The following is a 23,715-nucleotide window of genomic DNA, read 5'->3' as shown; positions in this document are numbered from 1 at the left end:
CGCTGGTCGATGCGCGCTGGAGCGGGGCCGGCAGCACTTGTCTGTTGAAATTGGTACGGCAATGCCGTATTTTCTTCAGGAATGCACACGGTTGTCACGACGTCGGTCTTCGAGCGGCACGCAAAGGCGGCTGGCCTTTCCGAAGAGGAGTTGAGCGGCATCATTGCATATCTTGCCGACAACCCGAAAGCGGGATCGGTGATTCCTGGGACAGGCGGTGCGCGGAAAGTGCGCTTTGCGGGCGCCGGCAAGGGCAAGCGCGGTGGTTACCGCACGATCCACTATTTCGCGGCCGATGACGTGCCGATTTTCCTGCTGGCGCTCGTCAAGAAGGGCGACAGAGCCGATATCAGCCAGGCCGAGCGTGACGCGCTTGCCGCGACCTTGCCCAGGATCGCGGAGGCATACCGGACAGGGTCGGGCGCCAGAAGAAGATGATCTGCAAGGAGGCATGGATGAGCAAGTTTGGCCGGGAACTGGTCGAGAGCGCCGAGGAAGCATTGGCCATCGCCAAGGCCGAAAAGGCCCCATCCCGCATGGTCGTACCCGCCAAGACCGACGTGGCCGCGTTGCGGCGGCGCCTCGGGCTGACGCAGGCCGGCTTTGCCGCCCGCTATGGCCTGAACGTTGCCACCGTCCGTGACTGGGAACAGAACCGCCGGCAACCCGACCAGCCGGCCCGCGTGCTGCTGAAGGTCATCGAAAACGATCCGGAAGCCGTCGAGCGGGCGCTCGCCTAGTAGAACTGCCGGTCCGCCTCAATCCTGCAATCCCTTCAGCGCGACGGCGGCCGCGAACGGGCCGAGCACGGCGAAGAACAGGGTCAGGGCGGACAGGAAGGCGAGCGGCTGGACGAAGGGCGCGAACGGTTCGACCGCGCCGAGCGTCGCCATCACGCCGAAGATCAGCACCGGAATCGTGAACGGCAGCACGATCACCGAGACGAGCAGTCCGCCGCGCGGCAGCGACACGGCGATCGCCGCGCCGGCCGCGCCGATGAAGGTGATCGCCGGCGTGCCGATGGCGAGCGTCAGCGCGGTGGCGCCGATCGCCGCGGCGCTCATGTTCAGGAGCAGGCCGAGCAGCGGCGTGACCAGCACCAGCGGCAGGCCGGTCACCAGCCAGTGGGCGACGCATTTGGCGAAGACGGTCAGCGCCAGCGGCGTCTCGTGCCGGGCGATGACGAGAAGATCGAGCGAACCGTCCTCATGGTCGATGCGGAACAGGCGTTCGAGACCCAGAAGCGAGGCGAGCAGGGCGCCGGTCCACAGGATCGCCGGGCCGATGCGCGCCAGAAGGTTCAGATCCGGCCCCATGGCGAACGGGGCGACCGTGACCACGGCGAGATAGAACAGGATGCCGATCAGCGCGCCGCCCCCTGCGCGGACGCCGAGCCGCACATCCCGGACGATCAGCGCGATCATGTGTCGGCTCCGTCGGTGAAGCGCAGCCGCTTCATGCCGGGCACGTCGATGGGCAGATGGGTGGCGGCGATGGCGATGCCGCCTTCGGCGATATGCTCTGCGATCAGGCCGGCGAAGGCCGTCTCGGCGCGCGCGTCCAGGCCCGATGTCGGCTCGTCGAGCAGCCAGACCGGCTTTTTCGTCACGAACAGCCGGGCGATGGCGACGCGGCGGCGCTGGCCGGTCGAAAGATCGGAGAAGGGCACGTCGATCACATGGTCGAGGCCGACTTTTTCGAGCGCCTGTTCGGGCGTCAGCGACGGCGTGTCGCCGAAGCCGCGCCAGAAGGCGAGGTTCTCGCGCACGGTCAGCGCCGGTTTCATCGCGTTGAGCGGCGACAGGAAATGGCAATGGGCGGCGATCTCGGCCGGCCCGTCGCCGATCCCCTCGATCCGGGCGTGGCCCGCATGCGGCCTGAGGAAGCCCGCCAGGACCCGCAGCAGGGTCGACTTGCCGGCCCCGTTCGGGCCGGTCACGGCCATCGCCTGGCCCGAGCCGAGCCGGAAGCCGATGTTCTCGAACACCAGTTCGCTGCCGCGCCGGGCGGCCAGACCGTCGGCGACAAGCTGCATGGTCATCCCCTTTGTCGGCAGGCCCATGGCACGAATGGGGCGGCGGGCGCAATCGCGGTGACGATTTGACCTTGGTTGGTCTGGAAACAGCGCCCATTTAAATCTATTGCAGGCGCGCAAGCCGCGATTGCTGCAATGCGCAATCGCCAATGATTCCGTCCGCCCGATCGGGAAGGGGCGGCGCCCGGCCCAGAGCGCCGGGCCAACCGGAGGTCCGATATCGTGTCCAGCATCGACAGCTACAATTGCCGCAAGACGCTTGAGGTCAATGGCAAGTCCTACACCTATTTCAGCCTCGCCGAGGCCGAGAAGAACGGGCTCGACGGCATCTCCCGCCTGCCCTTCTCGATGAAGGTGCTGCTGGAGAACCTGCTCAGGAACGAGGACGGCCGCTCGGTAACCAAGGCCGACATCCAGGCCGTGGCCAACTGGCTGAACGACAAGGGCACGGCCGGCTACGAGATCGCCTATCGTCCCGCGCGCGTGCTGATGCAGGACTTCACCGGCGTGCCGGCGGTCGTCGACCTCGCCGCGATGCGCGATGCCATGGTCCATCTGGGCGGCGATCCCGAGAAGATCAATCCGCTGGTGCCGGTGGATCTGGTCATCGACCATTCGGTGATCGTCGACGAGTTCGGCACGCCGCTGGCCTTCGAGCGGAACGTGGAGCTCGAGTATGAACGCAACGGCGAGCGCTACCGCTTCCTCAAATGGGGTCAGAACGCGTTCGACAATTTCCGCGTCGTGCCGCCGGGCACCGGCATCTGCCACCAGGTGAACCTCGAATATCTCGGCCAGTGCGTGTGGACCAGGGACGCCGACGGCGAGACGATCGCCTATCCCGACACGTGCGTCGGCACCGATTCGCACACCACCATGATCAACGGCCTTGGCGTGCTCGGCTGGGGCGTGGGCGGCATCGAGGCCGAGGCCGCCATGCTCGGCCAGCCGATCTCGATGCTGCTGCCCGAGGTGATCGGCTTCAAGCTGACCGGCGCGCTGAAGGAAGGCGTCACCGCCACGGACCTGGTGCTGACCGTCACGCAGATGCTGCGCCAGAAGGGCGTTGTCGGCAAGTTCGTCGAGTTCTTCGGCGACGGGCTCGATTCGATGACGCTGGCGGACGCCGCCACGATCGGCAACATGAGCCCCGAATATGGCGCGACCTGCGGCTTCTTCCCGATCGATTCCGAGACGCTGAACTACCTGACCATGACCGGCCGGGACGCCGACCGGATCGCGCTGGTCGAGGCCTATGCGAAGGACCAGGGCATGTTCCGCCAGACCGGCATGGAGCATCCGGTGTTCACCGACACGCTGGAACTGGACCTCGGCGACGTCGTGCCCTCGATGGCCGGCCCGAAGCGCCCCGAGGGCCGCGTCGCGCTCAACCGGATCGGCGAGAAGTTCGCCGAGGCGTTTACCGCCGAGTACAAGAAGGATGCCGGCCAGATCGACAGCCGCTATCCGGTCGAGGGCGAGGACTACGATCTCGGCCATGGCGATGTGGCGATCGCGGCGATCACCTCGTGCACAAACACCTCCAACCCGTCGGTGCTGATCGGCGCGGGCCTGCTCGCCCGCAACGCCAATCGTCTCGGCATCAGGCAGAAGCCCTGGGTGAAGACCTCGCTGGCGCCGGGTTCGCAGGTGGTGGCCGAATATCTCGATAACTCCGGCCTGCAAAAAGAGCTCGACCAGATCGGCTTCAACCTCGTCGGCTTCGGCTGCACCACCTGCATCGGCAATTCCGGCCCGCTGCCCGAGCCGATCTCGAAGACCATCAACGACAAGGGGCTGATCGCGGCGGGCGTGCTGTCCGGCAACCGCAATTTCGAGGGCCGCATCTCGCCGGACGTGCAGGCCAACTATCTCGCCTCGCCCCCGCTGGTGGTCGCCTATGCGCTGGCCGGCACGGTCAAGATTGATCTGGAAAGCGAGCCGATCGGCCAGGACAGGGACGGCAACGACGTCTACCTCAAGGACATCTGGCCCTCGCCGCAGGAGATCCAGGAGTTCATCGGCAAGTATGTCACGCGCGACCTGTTCGCGACCAAATATGCCGACGTCTTCAAGGGTGATGAGCGCTGGCGCGCCGTCGAGGTGCCCGAGGGCAAGACCTATGCGTGGGATGACAACTCCACCTACGTGCAGAACCCGCCCTACTTCACCGGCATGGACGCCTCGCCGGAGGCGATCGAGGACATCAGGGGCGCGCGCATCCTGGGCCTGTTCGGCGACAAGATCACCACCGACCACATCTCGCCGGCAGGCTCGATCAAGGCGCAGTCCCCGGCCGGCTCCTACCTGATGGATCACGGCGTGGGCGTCGCCGACTTCAACCAGTACGGCACGCGGCGCGGCAATCATGAGGTGATGATGCGCGGCACCTTCGCCAACATCCGCATCCGCAACCACATGCTGGGCGAGAACGGCCGCGAGGGCGGCTACACGATCCACTATCCGTCCAAGGAAGAGCTGCCGATCTACGACGCGGCGATGCGCTACCGTGAGGAAGGCGTGCCGCTGGTCGTCTTCGCCGGCGGCGAATATGGCAACGGGTCCTCGCGCGACTGGGCGGCCAAGGGCACCAATCTTCTCGGCGTCAAGGCGGTGATCGCGCAAAGCTTCGAGCGCATCCACCGGTCGAACCTTGTTGGCATGGGCGTGGTGCCGTTCACCTTCGACGAGGGCGTCTCATGGGCCTCGCTCGGCCTGAAGGGCGACGAGACCGTGACGATCGAGGGCCTTGCCGACGTCAAGCCGCGCGACAAGGTGATCGCCAGGGTCACCTATGCCGACGGGACGACCAGGGACGTGCCGCTGATCTGCCGCATCGATACGGCGGACGAGCTCGATTACGTCAACAATGGCGGGATTTTGCACTACGTGCTGCGGGATCTGGCGGCGTAGCAATAGTCGCAGACTTACCGTTTACCGAGATTCTCAAAAAACCCGGCGTCATCGCCGGGTTTTTTGGAGAAGGCGTTCTTATCCGCTTGATTCAAGAGTTTCTTGAAATGAATCGACTTGTTCACCGATCCCATATATATATTTGTTCAAGGCCATCGCAGCGATTGGTTTTGCCGACATCAGATGCGGTACCATTCTGTCTGGATCCTTCAATTGAATCGCTACAAGTAAGACAGATTCTTTATCGTTCCACGGTCTGATCAGTAAGCTCAACGCTCTTGATCTCAGATGAATAAAAACTGCTATGTTCAGATGCGCGAATTTGGCAGTGACGGGTGGGGCGCCTTCCTGCCGGCTCTCTTGCTGGCCGACAGGGTCGATACCTGGCTCCCGTCGGGTGATCACCTCCGTGAGGCACACGAAAAAAGGAGGTTTCCTTTCTCCGAGGAGGAAGTAATCGAGCTCTTTAAGCTCGGCGTATTTCGGATAGGAGGACGCCTCGGAAATTTTGTTGGTGACGACAGAAAATTTTACACGCTGGGTGACAGTAAACTCGATCGTTACATTTCACGTCGGTTCGACTCTCTTGTTTCAGACGGTTCTCTGGTGATTCATGAACATGATAGCCACGCAAAGATAGCTCTCGATGAATTTTTGAAGGCCGAAGATTCGCAGCATTACAACAAAGCTCGATTTCTGCTGAATCAACACAAGTCGGGAAATTCATTGATTCCTGATATTGTGCTTGATAGACATAGAAGGTTTTTTCTTCAAATGGACAAGAATGATATTAGCGATGATTCAATTCGTCGTTTTTATACTAATATAAATGAAAACATAGGAGATTTCGATCGACGCGAAGAATCAAGTATTATTTATCAGATGATCCGACTTTCATTTGAGCATAGGAATGTTAAGGATAATTTCAATTGTGAAATACATTTAGGTCACGGAACACATGCAAACTCATTTCAATTTGTTTCAAGCATAGATGGATCTATTTTACATTCAGGGCAGGAAGGGAATGAAGGATTAGACGTCTTGGTTGAGCTTATTCAATTTCTTTCAGAGCGCAATAAAATCAATAGTATTGATTCGCTGCTTGATCGAAAAGAAATGATGAAACCATTTAGGGAATCTATTTGGCGCTGTTTTTCGAGAGCCGACTCCGATGTCCTCGAAGAGATTGGATGGCAAGTCCGGGCCTACAGCGACCTTCGCAGGCCGTTTTTCGATCAGTCGAGCGGCCGCGGGATTGACGCCACCATTTCGAGTGGTGTCTTGGTAGCGAGTTTGGCGGTTCTGATTGGTCAGATGGTTGCGTCAGGTTTTTCAAATGCGCTGCCGGTTTTCACTATTCCTTGGGGCGGGTTTCGGCTTGGTCGCAGTTACTATGAAAGACAAAAGAGTGAGGCGGTTCATCCAGGAAAGTGGCCTGTGCTTATTGTTGCAGAGAGACCAAATGCACCGACCGCCAGTGACATAGAGACGGCAATTGGCGATATCGAATACTTTACGAAGCAGACGAACAATCGTGACCCGCTCAGCAGACCGAGCAAGGTTTGATGTCACGCCCACATAGAGCGTGCCGCCCTTTTTCGATGCAAGCATGTAAACGTAGCCCTTGCGCATGCCCGCAACGGTCTCAGGAATGGATCCCTGTGCTTGCCTGCAACCGCAACGCGTGCGGTTGCAGGCAAGCACAGGGATGACGGCGCGGGGTTTGACCCTTGGCGCGAGATCGCAGGATCAAGCACTTCGGCCTCTCCTCCGTCATCGTCGAGCTTGACCCGAGGATCCATTCCGTTCCGTCGAGCATACGCTTTTTCCGTCATTCCGGGGCGGCGCGGCCGAACCCGGAATCCAGAGCCGAGGCGTCGGCCATCACGCAACTGGATTCCGGATCATGCTGCGCATGTCCGGAATGACGTGGATAAAACGCCCCTCCTCCCCCTTGAGGGGAGGCACGCGATTGGTCCAGCGACGCTGGGCCAGAGCGGGTGGGGGTGGCAAGTAAACTCGAGGTGAGCCACGCCCCCCACCCGGCTCCGACGCGCTGCGCGCGCCAGTCGCCGACCTCCCCTCAGGGGGGAGGTGGAAGCGAGTCCAAAAAACTTATCCCCCAACCTCTCCGCTCCCCCATACTCCTGCCACCGCGCCCTTCGGAACGTCGGATGGCCACCTACCTTCGGCGGGCGCGGCGGTGGACCGGTTGGGCGCGGCAGAGGTGTCGCGCCCGGGCGATGAGCCCCCAAGCCGGTGCGGAATGAAGGTGGAGTGCGTGCGCGCGATCCGGTACCGGCAATGTCCTGCCGCTGCCACGGGATCGCAAGCCGATCCGGAGCGGCCGAGATTCGGCGCGGCGGTCATGCCGCGCGGCAGATGAAGGTGCCACAACGCTCCGGGACAGCGGCTTCGGCCGGCGCATTGCATGGCGATCACCGCAAGCCCACCGGACGGGCGGTCTGGCGACCGCAGCAAAAAAACTTCGGATCGCGGCTCTCCAGACCGCCCGTTGTTCTGGTCTCTCTTGCGCTCACGCCAGTCCCGCTGGCGCGGGACGGCTGCGCGTGCGCGCCGAAAAGTCGGCGGCGACGGGGTCCCCGCCAGCGAGCGCGGCAGCGCGACGCTTAAGGGCGGGGCAGAGGAGATCGGCCTTGCGGGCTGCGCCCGGAGTAGAAGAGAGCCAACTCGGGGAAAGCGGTCGGCCTTGCGGGCTTTGGCGGAGGAAGCGGAAACGGGTGCCAACGTGACCCTGCCCGCCGCAATCGTGATGGACCGGCCGTTGAACCGGCGGGCGGGGGCGCTAGCTGACCGCTCGGAACCCAACCACCGGAGGACACATGATGAAACGCCTGACCCTGTCGCTCGCCGCCGCCGCGAGCCTTTGCGCCACCACCGCCTCGGCGGAAATCGTCGGCGAGAGCTTCACCTACGAGGTCGGCGGCGAGACGTTCGAGGGTTACGTCGCCCGCAACACCAATGCCGAGCCGCGCGGTTCGGTGATGCTGGTGCATGACTGGGACGGCATGACCGATTACGAGATGCGCCGCGCCGACATGCTGGCCGCGCTCGGCTACACCGCGTTCGCGCTCGACGTCTATGGCGCCGACACCGACCCGCAATCGGTCGACGAATACCGGGCGCTGTCCGGCGCGCTCTATGGCGATCGCGAGCGCTTCCGCACCCTGCTTCAGGGCTCGCTCGACGCGGCGGCCGAAAACATCGAGGGATGGACCGACGATGTGGTCGTCGCCGGCTACTGCTTCGGCGGCGCGGCGGTGCTGGAGATGGCCCGCGCCGGCGCCGACGTCGACGGCTTCGTCAGCTTCCATGGCGGGCTCGGCACGCCGGAAGGCCAGGATTACAGCGCCGCCAGCGCGCCGGTGCTGCTGCTGCACGGTTCGGCCGATCCGGTCTCGGGGATGAGCGATCTGGCATCGCTGCTCGACCAGTTGCAGGGCGCCGGCGTGCCGCACGCCGCACAGGTCTTCGGCGGCGCGCGCCATTCGTTCACCGTGTTCGGCTCGGGCGATTATGACCTTGCCGCCGACCGGGGCGCATGGGACGCGTTCGAGGCGTTTCTGGCGGAAAACCTCTGAGGCCGATCACAGCCCGGTCAGATCGAGCCGGCCGCGCGGCCGCCAGCCGAGCGCCGTCAGGCGCGCGCAATCCATCGCGTTGAAGGCGGCCGCGTCGGCGCGCGGCGGCAGGGGCCGGTCGATGCCGGCCCTTTCGGCGTATGCGGAAAGAAGATCGCGCCGGTCGAGCAGGAGATCGGAAACGTTGAAGACCGGCGCCGCGCCGAGGGCGACGAGCCGCTCGGCCGGGATCGTCGCCAGCAGGCGCACCGCGTTCGCCAGATCGTCGCCATGCACCTCGGTGCCGATGCGCGGTGCGATCTCTTCGCCACCCGAAAAGGCCTCGAACAAGCGGGCCCATTTGTGCGCCCGGCCCGGCCCGGCCGGCCCGTAGATGCCCGTGGCGCGGATCGAGACGGGAAGGAAGCGCACATCGGCCATGGCGGCGAGCGCCGTTTCGACCGCCAGCTTGGTTTCGCCATAGAGCGTATCGGGCGCGCAGGGCGTGTCCTCGACCAGCACCGTTCCCGGCGGTTTCGGCCCGTACACCGCGCGTGAGGACAGGAAGATCGCGCGCGATACGCCCACGTGCCTGGCCGCCGCCATCAGCGCCAGCGTGCCGTCGACATTGGCGCGCACGAAGGCGGCCGGATCGTCGCCCTCTCCGCCACGATATCTGCCCGGCAGGTGGGCGAAGGCGCAGTGCACGAAGATGTCCGCCCCCGCGAAGACCGTGTCATGATCGGCATCGGGATCGAGCGATCCGGCCATCCACCGGACGGGTCTCGAGAAGAAACCGGACGGCGGCGGCGTGCGCGACAGGGCGATGACGTCGTGGCGGTCAGCAAGAAAGGCTTCGGCGATGAAGCGCCCGGCGTAACCGGTTGCCCCGGAGATGAGGATGGTGGTCATGCGGGCTGACACTTGCAGCATTCCCCCCACCCCTCACCCCTCCCGCATAAATGTGGGAGGGGCGACTTCGGCGCCGTCACCAATGATGCATTGGTGGCGCCGGGCGCAGGTGGCGGAGCCAAGGATGCTCCGCGTGACGGCTCCCCTCCCGCGCTTGCGGGGGAGGGGTAAGGGGTGGGGGCTTGAGCGCGATCGCCGCTCACTTCGCCGGACCGGCGAGCGTGTCGGTATCGGCAATGCCCTCGTCCGTCCGGTACGCCCGCCAAAGGTCGATCAGCGGCTGAAGCTGCGCGCGCCTGGGATGGTCGGTCTGCCAGGGTTTTTCGTACTGGTAGTGGATGACGTGCACGCTCTTCCAGTCCCACAGATCCGGCAGGTTGAACCAGACATATTGCAGCATGTTGAAGGTCACCGGCAGGCCGTGCCAGTCGGGGAAGAAGGTCTCCAGGAAGGTCTGGTCGGTGCGCCGCCAGAACGCGTCCGGCACGTCGAGCCGCGCCATCATCGCATCGAACGTCGCCTGCGACGGGCGCGCGGTGAACACGCCCGAGTTGAGCCGGTGGAAATCGGCAAGGCTCTCATAGACGTTCGGCGCGGCGCAGAATTCGGGATAGGCGAACAGCTTGTCGATGTTGCGCACGACGAGCGTGTCGGCATCCAGAAACACGACCGACCCGTACTCCTCCATTTGCCACAGACGAAGCTTGGCGAAATTGTCGAGCGGTGTGTGGAATGCCGGCTTGTTGCCCTTGGTGAAGGGTGCGTCGGCATGCAGCTTCGCCCGGGCGTGGCGTTCGTTGAATTCGGGCGATGTGTCGAGCAGGTCGACCGGGGCGAGGCGCGCGCCCATGTCGGCGAGCGGGGCGAGATCGGCCTCGGCCACGCCGCCGGTGTGCATGACGACGATGTCGGCCCCCGTGCCCGTCAGCTTCAGCGAGCGCACGAGCGCGACCGCCGCGCCGGCATAGTCGGCGTTGGTGACGAGCGTGACATAGGCGTTGCTGGCCATGGCGGGGACGCGGGCGGTTGGGGCGGGGTCTGTCGGCGGCCGCTACTCGGCCGGCTCGGTGTCGGAGCCTTCAAGCGCGGTGATCCGGTCCTCGTGATCGCTGACGAGACCGGCCAGGAAGTTCAGGATCAGTGTGTTGCCGTCGATGCGCGTGGTCAGATCGAGGCGCATGTCGTCCATCTCCTCGCGCATGATCTGCTGTTCCCGGCGCATCGCCTGCTGGTCGTCACGGATCTGGCGCAGCAGTTCCAGGACCATGTTGTCGGGCTCGTCGGCCATAACGGTTCACCCCTTTGCGCCCGGACCATAGCACAGCCGGTCCGGGCGGGGAATGTTGGCCCTCAGCGCCTAGGACACGCTCTTGAGGCGCTTGCCTTCGGGATCGGTCTCGACCGTCTTGGCAATGTTCTTGGTCCAGGCAGACACCGCCGGCACGCGCGAGCGGTCGACGCGGTAGGCGAACTTCCTGGCCACCTCGACCACCTCCTCGAGCAGGCCCTCGGCGAGCGTCGTCGGCTCGAGCCCCAGCGCCAGGAACTGTTCGTTGCGGACGACGAGATCGTTCTCGGCGGCTTCCTTGCGCGGATTGGGCAGGTAGGCGACCTCGGCCCCGGTCATCCTGGCGATCAGTTCGGCCAGATCGCGCACCCGGTGCGTCTCGGTCATCTGGTTGAAGATCTTGACCTTGTCGCCGCGCGCGGGCGCATCGGAAAGCGCCAGTTCGATGCAGCGCACCGAATCCTGGATGTGGATGAAGGCGCGCGTCTGCCCGCCGGTGCCATGCACGGTCAGCGGGTAGCCGATCGCCGCCTGGATCAGGAAGCGGTTGAGCACCGTGCCGTAGTCGCCGTCATAGTCGAACCGGTTGATGAGTTGCGGATGCAGCCTGGTCTCGGCGGTGTGCGTCCCCCAGACGATGCCCTGATGCAGGTCGGTGATCCTGAGGCCGTCATTCTTGGCGTAGAACTGGAACAGGAGCTGATCGAGACACTTGGTCATGTGGTAGATCGAGCCGGGATTGGCCGGATAGAGGATGTCCTGGCTGACCGTCTCGCCGTCCATCGTCTCGATGCCGACGGGCAGATAGCCCTCCGGGATCGCCGCGCCGACCGTCGAATAGCCGTAGACGCCCATCGTGCCCAGATGGACGAGATGCGCGTCCAGATCGATCTCCACCATCGCGTTGAGCAGGTTGTGCGTGGCGTTGACGTTGTTGTTGACCGTGTAGTTCTTGTGCCGGTCGGTCTTCATCGAATAGGGCGCGGCGCGCTGTTCGGCGAAATGGACGATCGCGTCGGGTCGGTGCTCGGCCAGCCAGTTCTTGAGGACATCATAGTCCCGCGCCAGGTCGATCAGGTGGAAATGGATGCGCCGGCCGGTCTCGGCATGCCAGATGCGGGTGCGCTCCTGGATCGAATCCATCGGCGTCAGCGACTGCACGCCCAGTTCGGTGTCGATCCAGCGGCGCGACAGATTGTCGATCACGTGCACGTCGTGGCCGCGCGCGGACAGGTGGAGCGAGGTGGGCCAGCCGACGAAGCCGTCGCCGCCGAGAACTGCAATTTTCATGGTCGTGGTCCCGAATCAGTGTACCGGCAAAGCCCTAAGGACCGAATGTGACAATTGCGACAAACCGGTCCCGGCCGTGCCCGGGGCGGGTCATACTGGCTGACGAGCGGCTTGGCCAGCCTTCAGCGGAGGCGTGGCAGCGTGCCGCCCGTGTCAAGCGAAAGTGAGTTTGCGGTGACGGCGGTTGTTTGTACGTTTGGAGCCATGGACGTTCGCCCCGCAGCACCGGCAATCGCACGCCGGACCTTTCTTGCCGGCACGGCGGCCGGCTTCGCCGCGGCGGCATGGCCGGCCGGTGCGGCGGCCAGCAGGCCCACCGGCGTGATCGAACTGTTCACCAGCCAGGGCTGCAGTTCGTGCCCGCCGGCCGACGCGGCGCTCGTCGATTTCGCCGCCGATCCGGACGTTCTCGCGCTCGGCTACCATGTCGACTACTGGGACTATCTGGGCTGGAAGGACACGCTTGCGAGCCCGGAGAACACGGCACGCCAGCGCGCCTATGCCAAGACCCTCGGCAGCCGCACGGTCTACACGCCGCAGGCCGTCATCAACGGAAGGGCGCACATGAACGGTGGCGACCGGCGCGCGATCCGCAGCGCCCTGAGGACGCACCGGGCGTCGGGGGACGGGCTGTCCGTGCCGGTCTCGGTCGACGTGACGAACGACAGGCTTTCGGTGTCGGTCGGCGACGGACGCAAGCCGGCGGGTGCCGACACGCTCCTGACGATCGCCTATTTCCGCCAGCGCAGCGCGGTCGAGATCGAGCGGGGCGAGAACGCCGGCAGGACGCTCGTTTATGCCAACGCCGTCACGGCGCAGCGGACGCTCGGCATGTGGGACGGCGGGCCGATGAGCATCGATCTTCCCAAGAGCAAGGTTGCCGAGCATGCCGCCGACGGCTGCGCGGTGCTGCTGCAGATGGCGATCGACGGAGCGCCCGGCCCGGTGCTCGGCGCGGCCAACCTGACCGGCCTCGAACGCGCCTGACGTCTCTTCGGGAACGCGGATGTCTTGACTATGAGGGTTTTGGCCGGACCCGGGCGGCATCGGGGCTGGGGGCAACAGATTGTCCAATCACCACCCCGGTCCGGCCACGCGGCCGGCTGCGTAGGCAGGCCGGCCGCTTGCGCGGTCAGGCTGGCCGGGCTTGATGCCATCCGCCGCGCACCCCGATAGTGTCAGACCAATGCGGGCCGCGGTGTGGAGGAGATGCGGCGAAAAAGCGGCACGCGATCACGCTTGACCCGCCTGTTTTCGACAGTGTGAGCGCGCCGTTTACGATCTGTTAACGGTCCGCGCGCGGCTTGCATGGCCGACCGATTCACGCCACGATGCCGGGTCGACACCAGCACCAGAGGAGGCGAACCATCACCGGTTCCGATGATGAGAACGCGCAGCACAGGCCGGGCGGCGCGTCGTCCGGCAATGTGATCGCGCTGGGGCAGGTACGCCGTCAGGCGCCGCCCGTGGAAGTCCGGTTCGACCGGCGCGAACTCGACCAGATCCTGAGGGTCTACAGCTTCATGGTGGCCGGCGGCGAATGGCGCGACTACGGCATTTCGCACCTGAAGGACCGGGCCGTGTTCTCGGTGTTCCGCCGGACATCCGAGATGCCCCTCTACCGGATCGAGAAGACCCCCAAGCTTGCCCGCAAGCAGGGCGCCTACGCGGTGATCAACGCCTCGGGCGTCGTGCTCAAGCGCGGTCACGAACTGGCGCAGGTGCTCAGGATGTTCGACCGGCAGATCCGGCTCGTCCAGTCGAACTGAACCGCTCTCAGCGCGCCGGGTAGAGCGTGCCGGGATAGGTCCCCGGATCGGGCGCGGTCCCGCTGCCGGCGCCGAGCGGGCGTTGCATCAGGACCGAATCGAGCCAGCGCCCGTGCTTGAAGCCGGTGGCCGGAAGCAGCCCGGCATGGGCAAAGCCGAGCCTTTCGTGCAGGCGGATCGAGGCCGCGTGGTCGGCGCCGCCGATCACCGCGACCATCTGCCGGAAGCCGAGCGCCTCGCAGCGGGCGATGATCTCGGTGAGCAGAATGCGTCCGACGCCGCGTCCCATCGCGTCGGGGGCGATGTAGACCGAATCCTCGACCGTCCAGCGATAGGCCGGCCGGGCGCGATAGCTGCCGGCATAGGCATAGCCGAGCAGCGTGCCGGCGCCGTCTGTTGCGGCGATGTAGGGATAGCCCTTGTCGACGAGCGCGGCCATGCGCGCGGCCATCTCGGCCTCGTCGGGCGCATCGAGTTCGAAGCTTGCCGTGCCGTTGCGCACCGCGTCGGCATAGATCGTGGTGATCGCCGGAACGTCGTTGCGGGTGGCATCGCGCAGGATGGGGGTTTCGATCATGGCATCGAACATGCGGTGGACGATGCCTCAAAGCAGAACGCGGCGGAAAAGAAAAGGGCGGCCCGAAGGCCGCCTGTTCCCTGTCTCGGTTCTGCCTGCCGTCACTCGCGCTGGCCGAGGAAGTACAGCAGGAACTGGAACATGTTGATGAAGTCCAGATAAAGCGCCAGCGCGCCCATGATGGCCTTCTTCTCGGCAACGGCGGTGCCGTCGCCCTCATAGTACATTTCCTTGATCTTCTGCGTGTCGTAGGCGGTCAGACCGGCGAAGATCAGCACGCCGATCGCCGAGATGGCGAACTGCAGCGCGGGCGATGCCAGGAACAGGTTGACGATCATCACCAGGATCAGGCCGACCAGTCCGATGAACAGGAACGATCCCATCGCCGTCAGGTCACGCTTGGTGGTGTAGCCGTAAAGCGACAGCGCACCGAATGCCGTGGCGGTGATGAAGAAGGTCTGCACGATCGAGGCCGAGGTGTAGACCAGGAAGATCGACGACAGCGAGATGCCGAGCAGCGCCGCGAAGGCCCAGAACGCCATCTGCGCCGTGCCGGGCTGGATGCGGTCGATCCGGAAGCTCATGAAGAACACGATCGCCAGCGGAGCCAGGAAGAACACCCAGCGCAGCGGCGAGCCGTAGATAACCGTGCCAAGACCGGTCAGCATCGTGCCGTTGGGCAGCGATGCGGCGGCGGCGGCCGGGTTGTTGGTGGTCGCCAGCAGCACCGTGCCGGCCGCGAACAGGGCGGTGATGCCCAGCGCCAGCGCCATCAGGTTGTAGACGCGGACCATGTAGGCGCGCAGGCCCTGATCGATGCTCGCGTCATAGGTGCGGGCGCCATAGCCCGCCTGTGATTGAACGTTGCGGAGTTCAGCCATTTCGTCCTCGTAAGAACCTTGCCGTCCCGTCGGGTGTCCGGCGGCGCAGTTCGCGCACCATCCGAGGCGCCGCTGGCGGGACCTCCAGCATGCCTGCGCGTAATATGAGGCGGCAAGGCAGGTTTTACAAGGAATTCCGGTCCCGAACGGGGGCAAAGCCGACCGCTTTTGCTCGCCCCGCGCAAAAACGCTTTGCCCCGGTTAACCGATGCCTAACCGCTCAAAGATTGCGCAGCACGGGCGCCGCCTTCTGGCCGAGCACCCGCCACGTGCCCAGAAGGCCGAACCCGACCGTGCACACGAGCGCGGCGAGCACCGTGAAGGCGGCGATCTCGGGCCGGAAAGTCCAGGGCAGGGTCATGATCTGGCTGACCACGAACCAGGCCGCGACCCCGCCGGCGACGAGAGCGAAGACCGCCGTGGCGAAGCCCAGGATCGCATATTCGGTCACGAAGGTGCGGATCAGGGTCTTGCGGGTCGCTCCAAGCGTCTTCAGGACGACCGCGTCATGGGTGCGGGCGCGATTGCCGGCGGCGAGCGCGCCGGCGAGCACCAGCACCGACGCGATCAGCGCCACGGCGGCCGCCACCCGCACGGCTGTGGCGAGTTGGCCGACGACGCGGTTGACCAGATCGATGGCGTCCTTGACGCGCACCGACGTGACCGAGGGAAAGGCGCGCGTGACGGCGGACAGGATCTGCGCCTCCTGTTCGAACGTCGCCTCGGGCATGGTCAATGTGGCAAGCCAGGAATGGGGCGCGCCGGCGAAGGTGTTGGGCGAAAAGACCATGACGAAGTTGATGGCCAGCGATTCCCACTCGACCTGGCGCAGATTGGCGATCGTCGCGGTGACGTTGCGGCCCAGAACGTTGACCGTGACCGTGTCGCCGATCTCAAGGCCGATCTCGGCCGCTTCCTCGGCCGAAAACGACACCAGCGGTTCGCCCGCATGGTCGGCGGGCCACCACTGACCCGCGCTCAGGGTCGAATTCTCGGGCACGTTTTCGGCATAGGTGATGCCGCGATCGCCGCGCAGCACCCAGGCGCCCTCGGGCGGCAGTTCCATCTCGGCGACGTTCTGGCCGTTCAGTTCGACGATGCGGCCGCGCAGCATCGGCACGCGCACCAGCTTGCCGGCGTCGCCGGCCTCGCCCTCGACGAGCGTGGCGAAGTCCTCGACCACGTCCGACTGGATGTCGACGAAGAAGAAGTTCGGCGCCCGTTCGGGCAGGTTGCCGGCGATCTGCTGGCGCAGATTGGTGTCGATCAGGGCGAGCGCGACGAGCAGGGTCAGGCCGAGGCCGAGCGCGAGCACGACCGAGGGCGTCAGCGCGCCGGGCCGGTGGATGTTGCCGATCGCCATGCGCAGCGACGTGCCGCGCACGCCACGCACGCGGCGGGCCAGCGCCTGCACGCCACCGGCGACCAGCCGCAGGATGACGAAGGCGATGGCGACGCCGGCGAGGAATCCGCTCGCGAGCGCGCGCTCCTCGGAGAACCAGACGGCAAGCCCGGCGAGCAGCAGCGCGGCGGCGGCGGCGGCGATCACATAGGGCGCGCGCGGCAGGCCGCGATGGGCCATCGTCTGGTTGCGGAACAGGTTGGAGGCGGGAATGTCGCGGGCGCGGCCGAGCGGGATCAGCGCGAAGACGAGGATCGTCAGCAGCGCGAACAGCACCGCAAGCCCGAGCGCTGTGGGATAAAGGCCGGCGGGCGGCAGCGGCACGATGCCGGCGAGCGCCCAGGTGGCCGCGAACGGGGCGAGCGCGGCCAGAACCAGCCCGGCGGCGATGCCGACCGCGCCGACCATGACGATCTGGAACAGATAGATCAGCGTGACGAGACGGCCGGGCGCGCCAAGGCACTTGAAGGTGGCGATCACGTCGCGCTTGGCGTCGAGGAAGGCGCGCACGGCGTTGGCGACGCCGACCCCTCCGGTAACCAGCGCGGTCAGCCCGACCAGCGTCAGGAACTGCGCAAAGCGCTCCACATTGGCGGCCAGCGCGGGCGCGGCGTTCGACCGGGTGCGCACCGACCAGCCGGCGGTCGGATGCGCTTGGTTGGCGGTCTCGATCGCCGCGTCGATCTCGGTGTTGGTGGCGCCTTGAGCCATGCGGATCTTGTAGACGCGCTCGACCAGCGAGCCGGGCTGGATCAGCCCCGAGGCCTCAAGCGCCTCAAGCGACATGATCACGCGCGGGGCAAGGCCGATACCGTCCGACAGCGCGTCGGGCTCGGAGCGGATCATCGCGCGGATCGCAAAGCGCGAGTCGCCGATCAGCAGGGTGTCGCCGACCGCAAGGCCGAGCCGTTCGAGCAGGATCGGCTGGACCGCAATCCCCCAGGCGCCGTCGCGCTCGGAATAATCGGCCCGCGCGAGCGGCGGCTCGGTGACGAACTCGCCATAGAGCGGATAGAGATCGTCGACCGCCTTGATCTCGACGAGCGTCTGGTCGGACTGGTCGGCGAGGCGGGCCATCGAGCGCGTGTTGGCGCTTTGGGCGACCGTGCCGAAGCCTTCGAGCGTTGCCAGTTCCTCGGGCGTCGTGGTGCGGTGGATCAGTTCGAACCGGACATCGCCGCCGAGAATGGAGCGGCCCTCGGACTGGATGCCCTGGGTGATCGCCTGGGCGACGGCGTTGACGCCGCCGATCGCGGCCGTGCCGAGCGCGATGCAGGCCAGAAAGACGTAAAAGCCCGAAAGGCCGCCGCGCACCTCGCGCAGGGCGAACCGGAAGGCCAGCGCGATCTGGTCGGACAGCGTCGCCATCACTCGGCCGCCATCGCCGCCGCGTCGCCTTCGAACACTTCGCCGGAGCGCACGCGCACCTGCCGGTCACAGCGGGCGGCAAGGCCTGCATCGTGGGTGACGAGCACGAAGGTGGTGCCGCGCCGCTTCTGCGTTTCGAAGATCAGGTCGGCGATCTGGCGGCCGGTCTCCTGGTCGAGATTGCCGGTCGGCTCGTCGGCGATCAGGATCGCCGGCTCTGGCGCCAGCGCGCGGGCGATGGCGACGCGCTGCTGTTCGCCGCCGGACAGTTGCCCCGGATAATGGGTCAGCCGGTCGCTGAGGCCGACCGCTTCGAGTTCGGCCCGGGCGCGGCCGAAGGCATCGTCGGCACCGGCCAGTTCGAGCGGAACGGCGACGTTTTCGAGCGCGGTCATGTTGGCGATCAGGTGGAAGGACTGGAAGACGAACCCGATATTGCTGCCGCGAAATTTCGCGATCGCGTCCTCGCTCATCGTGTCGAGGCGGGCGCCGGCGACGGACACCGCGCCCGAGTCGGGCCGTTCGAGCCCGGCCAGCACCATCAGCAGCGTCGTCTTGCCCGAGCCGGACGGGCCGACCACGCCGACCGCCTCGCCGCCGGGCACGGACAGGCTGACGCCCTTGAGCACCTGCACCCGGCTTGCGGCGGCGCCGAGCGCCAGATTGACGTTGTCAAGTTCGATGACGGGTTCAGTCACGGCGATCGGCACCTATATGCGAGTGGCAGTTGCGGCTAGATGGGCAGGATGAAGCGAATGTTCAAAGGCTTGGTACGTGTTTTTGCGGCGGTCGGTTTGCTTGCCGCTGCGTTTGCGAGCCCGACAGCGGCCGAAACTGTGCGCGGCGTCGGCTTCGGGGACAGCCTGATGGCGGGCTACCAGTTGCCGCCCGGGGCCGGTTTTCCCGATCAGCTCGAGCAGGCCCTGCGCGACGAGGGCTATGACGTGACCATCGCCGATGCCGGCTTTTCCGGCGACACGACGGCGGGCGGGCTGTCGCGGCTCGACTGGTCGGTGCCCGACGGTACCGATTTCGTCATCCTGGAACTTGGCGGCAACGACGCGCTGCGCGGCCTTCCGCCGGAGGTGACGCGCGACAATCTCGACCGGATGATCACGCGGCTGAAGGCGCGCGGGATCGACGTGCTGCTCGCCGGGATCCGCGCGCCACCGAACATGGGCGCCGACTATCGCGCGCGCTTCGACACGATCTTCCCCGATCTGGCCGACAAGCACGATGTTCCGCTGTACCCGTTCTTCCTCGATGGCGCGATCACGATCAACGCCGACGGCGAGGCGGTGCGCGAGAAGATGATGGCCGACGGCATCCACCCGACGGCCGAAGGGGTCGCCGCGATGGTCGAGCGCTTCATGCCGCTGATGCGCGACTATCTGTCCCGAAAGGGGATGGAGCGATGATCGAATGTTAACCGTTGGTCAAGCGACAATGGTCTTGCGCATCGCGCGCTTGCGTGATTCGCTGACATCAAGGCGGGGGTGATTTGCTGTCCGCGCGATGGCCGTGCCCACCGCTCAACATGAGGGGACCTGTCATGCCGCGCCTGTTTGCCGCTCTCGAAATCCCTCACCATGCCGCAACCCACCTGTCGATGCTGCGCGGAGGCCTGTCGGGCGCCCGCTGGATCGACATGGAGAACTACCACCTCACATTGCGGTTCATCGGTGACATCGAACATCACATGGCCGACGAGGTCGCGCATGCGCTCGAACGCGTGCATCGCCGGCCGTTCATGATGGGCTTTTCCGGGCTTGGCGCCTTCGGAGGCAAGAAACCGCACAGCGTGTTCGCGGTGCCGACCGGCTGCCCGGACCTCTATGACCTGCAGGCCGAGATCGCCGGCATCTGCCGGCGGCTCGGTCTTGCGCCCGATCCGCGCAAGTTCACTCCGCACGTGACGCTGGCGCGGCTGCGCAACGCCTCGCCGGGCGCGGTCGCCAACTATCTGTCGGTGCGCGGCGGCTTCTATGTTCCGCCGTTCAGGGTCGACCGGTTCGTGCTGATGAGTTCGCGCGATTCGGTCGGCGGCGGGCCCTACCTCGTCGAGGAAAGCTATCCGCTGTCGCGCGAGACGGGCATGGCGAGACCGGCGGCAAGCGCCTCGGCGCCGGCCTTTATGTCGTCATAGGCGGTCTGGAAACCGGCTGCCTCGCCGAAATAGGGATCGGCCACGTCGCGCCGTTCGCCGGTCGCGCGGGCGAGAAACAGATCGATCTCGGCGGTGCCGTCATGGGCGGCCATGCGGGTGAGATGGTTTACGTTGGCGTGGTCCATGCCGAGGATCAGGTCGAAGGCGTGGAAGTCCTCCCGCCGGATCTGCCGGGCACGCTGGCCCGAGATGTCGATGCCGTACCGTGCGGCCACCGTGATCGCGCGCGGGTCGGGCGCTTCGCCGCAATGCCAGTCGCCGGTTCCGGCGGAATCCACCGCGACGCGGTCGCCGAGGCCGGCCTGCGCGGCGGCATGCCGGAAGAGACCTTCGGCAAGCGGCGACCGGCAGATGTTGCCGAGGCAGACGAACAGAATGCGCATGGGCGTCTTTTCCTCTCCGATCGCCTCGCTATGTTCGCGGCAACCGACAACGCGAGTAAAGGAGGCCGGACGATGCCCAAACCCTGCCTGACCGACGAGGAACTGACAACCGCGCTGGCCGATCTGGATGGCTGGACGCTTGAAGAGGGCGGCAAGGCGATCACGGCCGGCTTCAAGTTCGCCGATTTTCCGGCCGCGTTCGGCTTCATGGCGACGTGCGCGCCGACCGCCGAGAAGATGGACCATCATCCGGAATGGTCGAACGTCTACAACAGCGTTGACGTGCGCCTGACCACGCACGATTCGGGCGGCGTCACCGAACTCGACATCAAGCTGGCCAGGGCGATGAACAAGGCGGCCGGCTGACCGGCCTTGCTTGAAAGGCGCCGATCCTCGCCCCATCTGCTGTCGAGGAGGCAGACGATGGACGATGTGAAGATCGGCGAGATACTCGAGCCGGGCAGCGAGGAAGAGCAGGGCAGGCGCGAAAAGCGCGTGCGCAACCGGTTCTGGCCGAAGGTCAAGCGCTATGCGCGCATGATCCCGTTCATCGACGAGGTCGTCGCGGGCTACTATTGCGCGATGGATCCGGAGACGCCGCCGCGTGTTCGCGGCATCCTTCTGGCGGCGCTCGCCTATTTCATTCTGCCCCTCGACTCCATTCCCGACTTCCTTATCGGCTTCGGCTTCGGCGACGACATCGCCGTGCTGACGGCGGCGTTCGCGGCCGTGCGCGGCAACATCACCGAGGCGCATCGGGCGGCCGCCCGCAAAGCGCTTGCCGAAGAGGACATCAGGACCGGCGATGGCGGCGAGGACGACTCGCCGATCATCGACGGCGAGGCGACGCGCGGCTGAGGTCGCGCCGGCCCTCGCATTCCCGCAAGCATTGGCTTATGGCAGCGCTGTGCCCGTTCCGCGGCCTTGCGTGATTTCCTATGCTCGCCATTCTGCAGACCATTCTGCCCGTCTTCATCCTGATCGGGGTCGGCTATGGCGCGATCCGCACGGGCTATCTCAAGGATGATTTTGCCGATGCGCTGAACACGTTCGCGGTGCGGATCGCCGTGCCGGTGCTGCTGTTCCGCGCGATGGCCGGGATCGATCTCGGTCAGGCCTTTCTTCCGCCGCTGCTGATCAGCTTCTATACGGGCGTGTTCTTCTGCTTCGCCGCCGGCATCATCGTCGCACGCAGGGTCTTCAAGCGTCGGCCCGGCGAAGCCGTCGCCGTCGGTTTCGCCGGCACCTTCTCGAACTCGGTCCTGCTCGGGCTGCCGATCGTCGAGCGCGCCTATGGCGAAGCGACGATGACGATGGCGTTCGGCATCATCGCCCTGCACGCGCCGCTGATCTACACGGTCGGCATGATCACCATGGAACTGATGCGCCGCGACGGCCGGACGCTGGGCGAAACGCTGCGCAGGGCCGGCCGGTCGATCATCGCCAATCCGCTGATGGCCGGCATTCTGGCCGGCCTTGCCGTCAACGCATCGGGCCTTGTGCTGCCGGAACCGCTTCAGGCGAGCGTCGACATGCTGGCGGCGGCGGCGATTCCGGTCGCGCTGGTCGGGATCGGCGCGGCGCTGACCCGCTACAGGCTGACCGCCGCGCTGCCCGAGACGCTGACCGCGTCGGCCTTTTCGCTGATCGTCCATCCGGCGATCGCCTTCGTGCTCTCGCACTACGTCTTCGGCCTTTCGAGCGTCGCCGTGCATGCGGCCGTGGCGCTCGCCGCCATGCCGCCGGGGGTGAACATCTACATCTTCGCCACGCTCTATGACCGGGCGGTGAACCTGGCCGCCTCGACGCTGCTGCTCGCCACGGCGCTATCGGTGGTAACGATCTCGATCTGGCTCTACGTGGTGGACACGCTGCTGCCGCTTTGACCGGCGGCGGTCATCCGGCCCGGCTGCCACGCCGGCGCTCGGGGGAGGCGACCTGATCGGGTGCCGTGCGCACGGCGTTGCGGCCGGCGCGCTTGGCCGCATAGAGCGCCCGGTCGGCGTCGATCAGGGCCGATGCGACATCGCGGTCGACGATCGGCGCGACGCCCAGGCTGGCGGTGACGGAGACCCCTTCGGCAACCACCCCGTCCAGTTCGATCGCGATCGCGCTGCGCAGAGACTGCGCCAGTGCCCTTGCCGTCGCCGTTTCGGTGCGCTGGGCGATGATCGCGAACTCCTCGCCGCCGAGCCGGCCGCTCAGGTGCGGCCGCGGCGCGGCGCGGGCGATGATCGCGGCGACGGCGACGAGCACCCGGTCGCCGGCGTCATGGCCGTGGCCGTCATTGATCGTCTTGAACCGGTCGATGTCGACCATGATCAGGTGCGCGGGCGTGGCGATCTGCTCGGCGGCCGCATCGAGGAAGCCGCGCCGATTGAGCAGACCGGTGAGCGCGTCGGTGATCGAGGCGTTCCGGTAGCCGTGCGCGAGATCGCTCATCACGTGGAAGAACACGCCGGCGGCGATGCCGAACATGGCGACCAGGAAGGGTATCGAGACGAGCGCGCCGTAGATCTCGACCTGGCGGGCGTGGTCGAGCGCGGGGTTGGCCGTGATCAGCACCGAAAAGGCGGGCCGCACCAGCACCGCAAGCGCCGCGACCAGCACGAAGGCGCCGAGCACCCGCATGATCGTGCGTCCCTCGGGCGCCCGCCAAAGGACAAGGCCGATCACGGTCGGCGCGACGGCATGCCACACGCTGACCGGGATAAGGCGCGTCAGCGCCAGCTCGCCGATCAGGGCGAGGGCGGGAACGAGCACGAGCCCGACGGACATCCAGGCCGCCATCGCGCGCCACGGTATATCGAGCGCGAAGGCGCGTGCGAAACCGACGCCGAGCAGGGCGAAGCCGGCCCCCGTGAACAGATCGTCGATGATCAGGAAGGGCGCGGTCAACGGCGTCAGGCTCGACAGCAGGAACGCCACGCCGCTGACGATGAAGGCGACCGTCGCCGCCAGATACCAGACGATGTGGCCCGACGTGCGGTCGAGCGCGTAGGCGGCCACGAACAGCCCGATGAAGTTCAGGCCGAACAGCACACCCAGTGACGCGACAATGCCGGCGGTTGTCAGTTCCACGCTCATTCCCCGTTCACGGCGGGCATAACCCGCGCGCGCTTAAGGGAGCGTGAAAGCCCGGACCCGGA

24 protein-coding genes are annotated in these 23,715 nt (G+C 65.9%); 12 read left to right on the top strand and 12 right to left on the bottom strand.

The annotated features are described in order from the left end of the window. Window positions 1-81: 81 nt before the first annotated feature. Together E0E05_RS16825 and E0E05_RS16820 are read left to right on the top strand one after the other, a co-directional pair. Window positions 82-438: a type II toxin-antitoxin system RelE/ParE family toxin gene (locus tag E0E05_RS16825; protein WP_131617743.1), complete on the top strand. Its 357-nt coding sequence runs from the start codon at window positions 82-84 to the stop codon at window positions 436-438. Window positions 439-455: 17 nt separating this feature from the next. Then, window positions 456-740: a helix-turn-helix domain-containing protein gene (locus E0E05_RS16820; RefSeq protein WP_131617742.1), complete on the top strand. Its 285-nt coding sequence runs from the start codon at window positions 456-458 to the stop codon at window positions 738-740. 18 nt (window positions 741-758) lie between these two features. Here the strand turns inward: E0E05_RS16820 and ccmB are convergent, their stop codons facing one another. Together ccmB and ccmA are read right to left on the bottom strand one after the other, a co-directional pair. Then, the gene (gene ccmB, locus E0E05_RS16815) at window positions 759-1,424 is read right to left on the bottom strand and encodes a heme exporter protein CcmB (RefSeq protein ID WP_131617741.1); all 666 of its coding nucleotides are present in this window, start codon (window positions 1,422-1,424) and stop codon (window positions 759-761) included. Continuing rightward, on the bottom strand, window positions 1,421-2,035 hold the full coding sequence (gene ccmA / locus E0E05_RS16810; RefSeq protein WP_131617740.1) for a heme ABC exporter ATP-binding protein CcmA: 615 nt from the start codon (window positions 2,033-2,035) through the stop codon (window positions 1,421-1,423). The genes ccmB and ccmA overlap by 4 nt, the downstream gene beginning before the upstream one ends. A 219-nt stretch (window positions 2,036-2,254) precedes the next feature. On the opposite strand from ccmA, the gene acnA reads away from it, so the two are divergent. The 3 genes from acnA (at window position 2,255) to E0E05_RS16795 (ending at window position 8,550) form a co-directional block, all read left to right on the top strand. Continuing rightward, the gene (acnA, locus tag E0E05_RS16805) at window positions 2,255-4,948 is read left to right on the top strand and encodes an aconitate hydratase AcnA (RefSeq protein WP_131617739.1); all 2,694 of its coding nucleotides are present in this window, start codon (window positions 2,255-2,257) and stop codon (window positions 4,946-4,948) included. A 288-nt stretch (window positions 4,949-5,236) separates the two neighbouring features. Beyond that, entirely contained in the window at window positions 5,237-6,514 is a 1,278-nt protein-coding gene (locus tag E0E05_RS17435) for a hypothetical protein (RefSeq protein ID WP_158629404.1), read from the top strand. 1,280 nt (window positions 6,515-7,794) lie between these two features. Continuing rightward, the gene (locus E0E05_RS16795) at window positions 7,795-8,550 is read left to right on the top strand and encodes a dienelactone hydrolase family protein (RefSeq protein ID WP_131618111.1); all 756 of its coding nucleotides are present in this window, start codon (window positions 7,795-7,797) and stop codon (window positions 8,548-8,550) included. Between the two features lie 6 nt (window positions 8,551-8,556). On the opposite strand, the gene E0E05_RS16790 is transcribed toward E0E05_RS16795, so the two are convergent. The 4 genes from E0E05_RS16790 to E0E05_RS16775 all read right to left on the bottom strand — a co-directional run bounded on the left by E0E05_RS16790 (window position 8,557) and on the right by E0E05_RS16775 (window position 12,019). Beyond that, window positions 8,557-9,462, bottom strand: coding sequence for an NAD-dependent epimerase/dehydratase family protein (locus E0E05_RS16790; RefSeq protein WP_244597829.1), 906 nt, complete (start codon window positions 9,460-9,462; stop codon window positions 8,557-8,559). Window positions 9,463-9,640: 178 nt separating this feature from the next. Beyond that, the gene (locus E0E05_RS16785) at window positions 9,641-10,450 is read right to left on the bottom strand and encodes a glycosyltransferase (protein WP_131617738.1); all 810 of its coding nucleotides are present in this window, start codon (window positions 10,448-10,450) and stop codon (window positions 9,641-9,643) included. 42 nt (window positions 10,451-10,492) lie between these two features. After that, entirely contained in the window at window positions 10,493-10,729 is a 237-nt protein-coding gene (locus E0E05_RS16780; protein ID WP_131617737.1) for a hypothetical protein, read from the bottom strand. A 69-nt stretch (window positions 10,730-10,798) separates the two neighbouring features. After that, window positions 10,799-12,019, bottom strand: coding sequence for an NAD-dependent epimerase/dehydratase family protein (locus E0E05_RS16775; protein WP_131617736.1), 1,221 nt, complete (start codon window positions 12,017-12,019; stop codon window positions 10,799-10,801). A gap of 204 nt (window positions 12,020-12,223) precedes the next feature. Here E0E05_RS16775 and E0E05_RS16770 point away from each other — a divergent pair, with 204 nt between their 5' ends. Together E0E05_RS16770 and E0E05_RS16765 are read left to right on the top strand one after the other, a co-directional pair. Then, on the top strand, window positions 12,224-13,006 hold the full coding sequence (locus E0E05_RS16770) for a DUF1223 domain-containing protein (protein ID WP_131617735.1): 783 nt from the start codon (window positions 12,224-12,226) through the stop codon (window positions 13,004-13,006). 344 nt (window positions 13,007-13,350) lie between these two features. Then, a complete protein-coding gene (locus E0E05_RS16765; RefSeq protein WP_131617734.1) occupies window positions 13,351-13,788 on the top strand; it encodes a DUF2794 domain-containing protein in 438 nt (145 codons plus the stop codon). A 7-nt stretch (window positions 13,789-13,795) separates the two neighbouring features. Here E0E05_RS16765 and E0E05_RS16760 read toward each other — a convergent pair whose 3' ends face one another. The 4 genes from E0E05_RS16760 to E0E05_RS16745 form a co-directional block, all read right to left on the bottom strand. After that, window positions 13,796-14,365 carry a GNAT family N-acetyltransferase gene (locus E0E05_RS16760; RefSeq protein ID WP_131617733.1) on the bottom strand — a complete coding sequence of 190 codons (570 nt, stop codon included), beginning with the start codon at window positions 14,363-14,365 and terminating at the stop codon, window positions 13,796-13,798. Window positions 14,366-14,466: 101 nt separating this feature from the next. Next, on the bottom strand, window positions 14,467-15,246 hold the full coding sequence (locus E0E05_RS16755; protein WP_131617732.1) for a Bax inhibitor-1/YccA family protein: 780 nt from the start codon (window positions 15,244-15,246) through the stop codon (window positions 14,467-14,469). A gap of 220 nt (window positions 15,247-15,466) precedes the next feature. Beyond that, entirely contained in the window at window positions 15,467-18,016 is a 2,550-nt protein-coding gene (locus tag E0E05_RS16750) for an ABC transporter permease (RefSeq protein ID WP_131617731.1), read from the bottom strand. After that, on the bottom strand, window positions 18,016-18,714 hold the full coding sequence (locus E0E05_RS16745) for an ABC transporter ATP-binding protein (RefSeq protein ID WP_131617730.1): 699 nt from the start codon (window positions 18,712-18,714) through the stop codon (window positions 18,016-18,018). The genes E0E05_RS16750 and E0E05_RS16745 overlap by 1 nt, the downstream gene beginning before the upstream one ends. A gap of 57 nt (window positions 18,715-18,771) precedes the next feature. Between E0E05_RS16745 and E0E05_RS16740 the strand changes: the two genes are divergently transcribed. Together E0E05_RS16740 and thpR are read left to right on the top strand one after the other, a co-directional pair. Continuing rightward, window positions 18,772-19,434, top strand: a complete 663-nt coding sequence (locus E0E05_RS16740) for an arylesterase (protein ID WP_131617729.1) — start codon at window positions 18,772-18,774, stop codon at window positions 19,432-19,434. A gap of 134 nt (window positions 19,435-19,568) precedes the next feature. Next, window positions 19,569-20,162: an RNA 2',3'-cyclic phosphodiesterase gene (gene thpR / locus E0E05_RS16735; RefSeq protein ID WP_131617728.1), complete on the top strand. Its 594-nt coding sequence runs from the start codon at window positions 19,569-19,571 to the stop codon at window positions 20,160-20,162. Here thpR and E0E05_RS16730 read toward each other — a convergent pair. Further along, a complete protein-coding gene (locus E0E05_RS16730; RefSeq protein WP_131617727.1) occupies window positions 20,087-20,566 on the bottom strand; it encodes a low molecular weight protein-tyrosine-phosphatase in 480 nt (159 codons plus the stop codon). The two genes, thpR and E0E05_RS16730, sit on opposite strands and share 76 nt — an antisense overlap. Before the next feature lie 72 nt (window positions 20,567-20,638). Between E0E05_RS16730 and E0E05_RS16725 the strand changes: the two genes are divergently transcribed. The 3 genes from E0E05_RS16725 to E0E05_RS16715 all read left to right on the top strand — a co-directional run bounded on the left by E0E05_RS16725 (window position 20,639) and on the right by E0E05_RS16715 (window position 22,452). Further along, entirely contained in the window at window positions 20,639-20,932 is a 294-nt protein-coding gene (locus tag E0E05_RS16725; RefSeq protein WP_131617726.1) for a 4a-hydroxytetrahydrobiopterin dehydratase, read from the top strand. A gap of 57 nt (window positions 20,933-20,989) precedes the next feature. Further along, window positions 20,990-21,424 carry a YkvA family protein gene (locus E0E05_RS16720; RefSeq protein ID WP_131617725.1) on the top strand — a complete coding sequence of 145 codons (435 nt, stop codon included), beginning with the start codon at window positions 20,990-20,992 and terminating at the stop codon, window positions 21,422-21,424. An 80-nt stretch (window positions 21,425-21,504) separates the two neighbouring features. Continuing rightward, complete coding sequence (locus E0E05_RS16715; protein ID WP_131617724.1) at window positions 21,505-22,452, top strand: AEC family transporter; 948 nt, start codon at window positions 21,505-21,507, stop codon at window positions 22,450-22,452. Between the two features lie 10 nt (window positions 22,453-22,462). Here the strand turns inward: E0E05_RS16715 and E0E05_RS16710 are convergent, their stop codons facing one another. Further along, complete coding sequence (locus E0E05_RS16710) at window positions 22,463-23,647, bottom strand: GGDEF domain-containing protein (RefSeq protein ID WP_158629403.1); 1,185 nt, start codon at window positions 23,645-23,647, stop codon at window positions 22,463-22,465. Window positions 23,648-23,715 lie beyond the last annotated feature (68 nt).

It is taken from the genome of Roseitalea porphyridii, from assembly GCF_004331955.1.
In the GTDB taxonomy this organism is placed as follows: Bacteria; Pseudomonadota; Alphaproteobacteria; order Rhizobiales; family Rhizobiaceae; genus Roseitalea; species Roseitalea porphyridii.
Note: the sequence above shows the minus strand (reverse complement) of the source record. Positions and strands in the feature narration are given on the sequence as shown.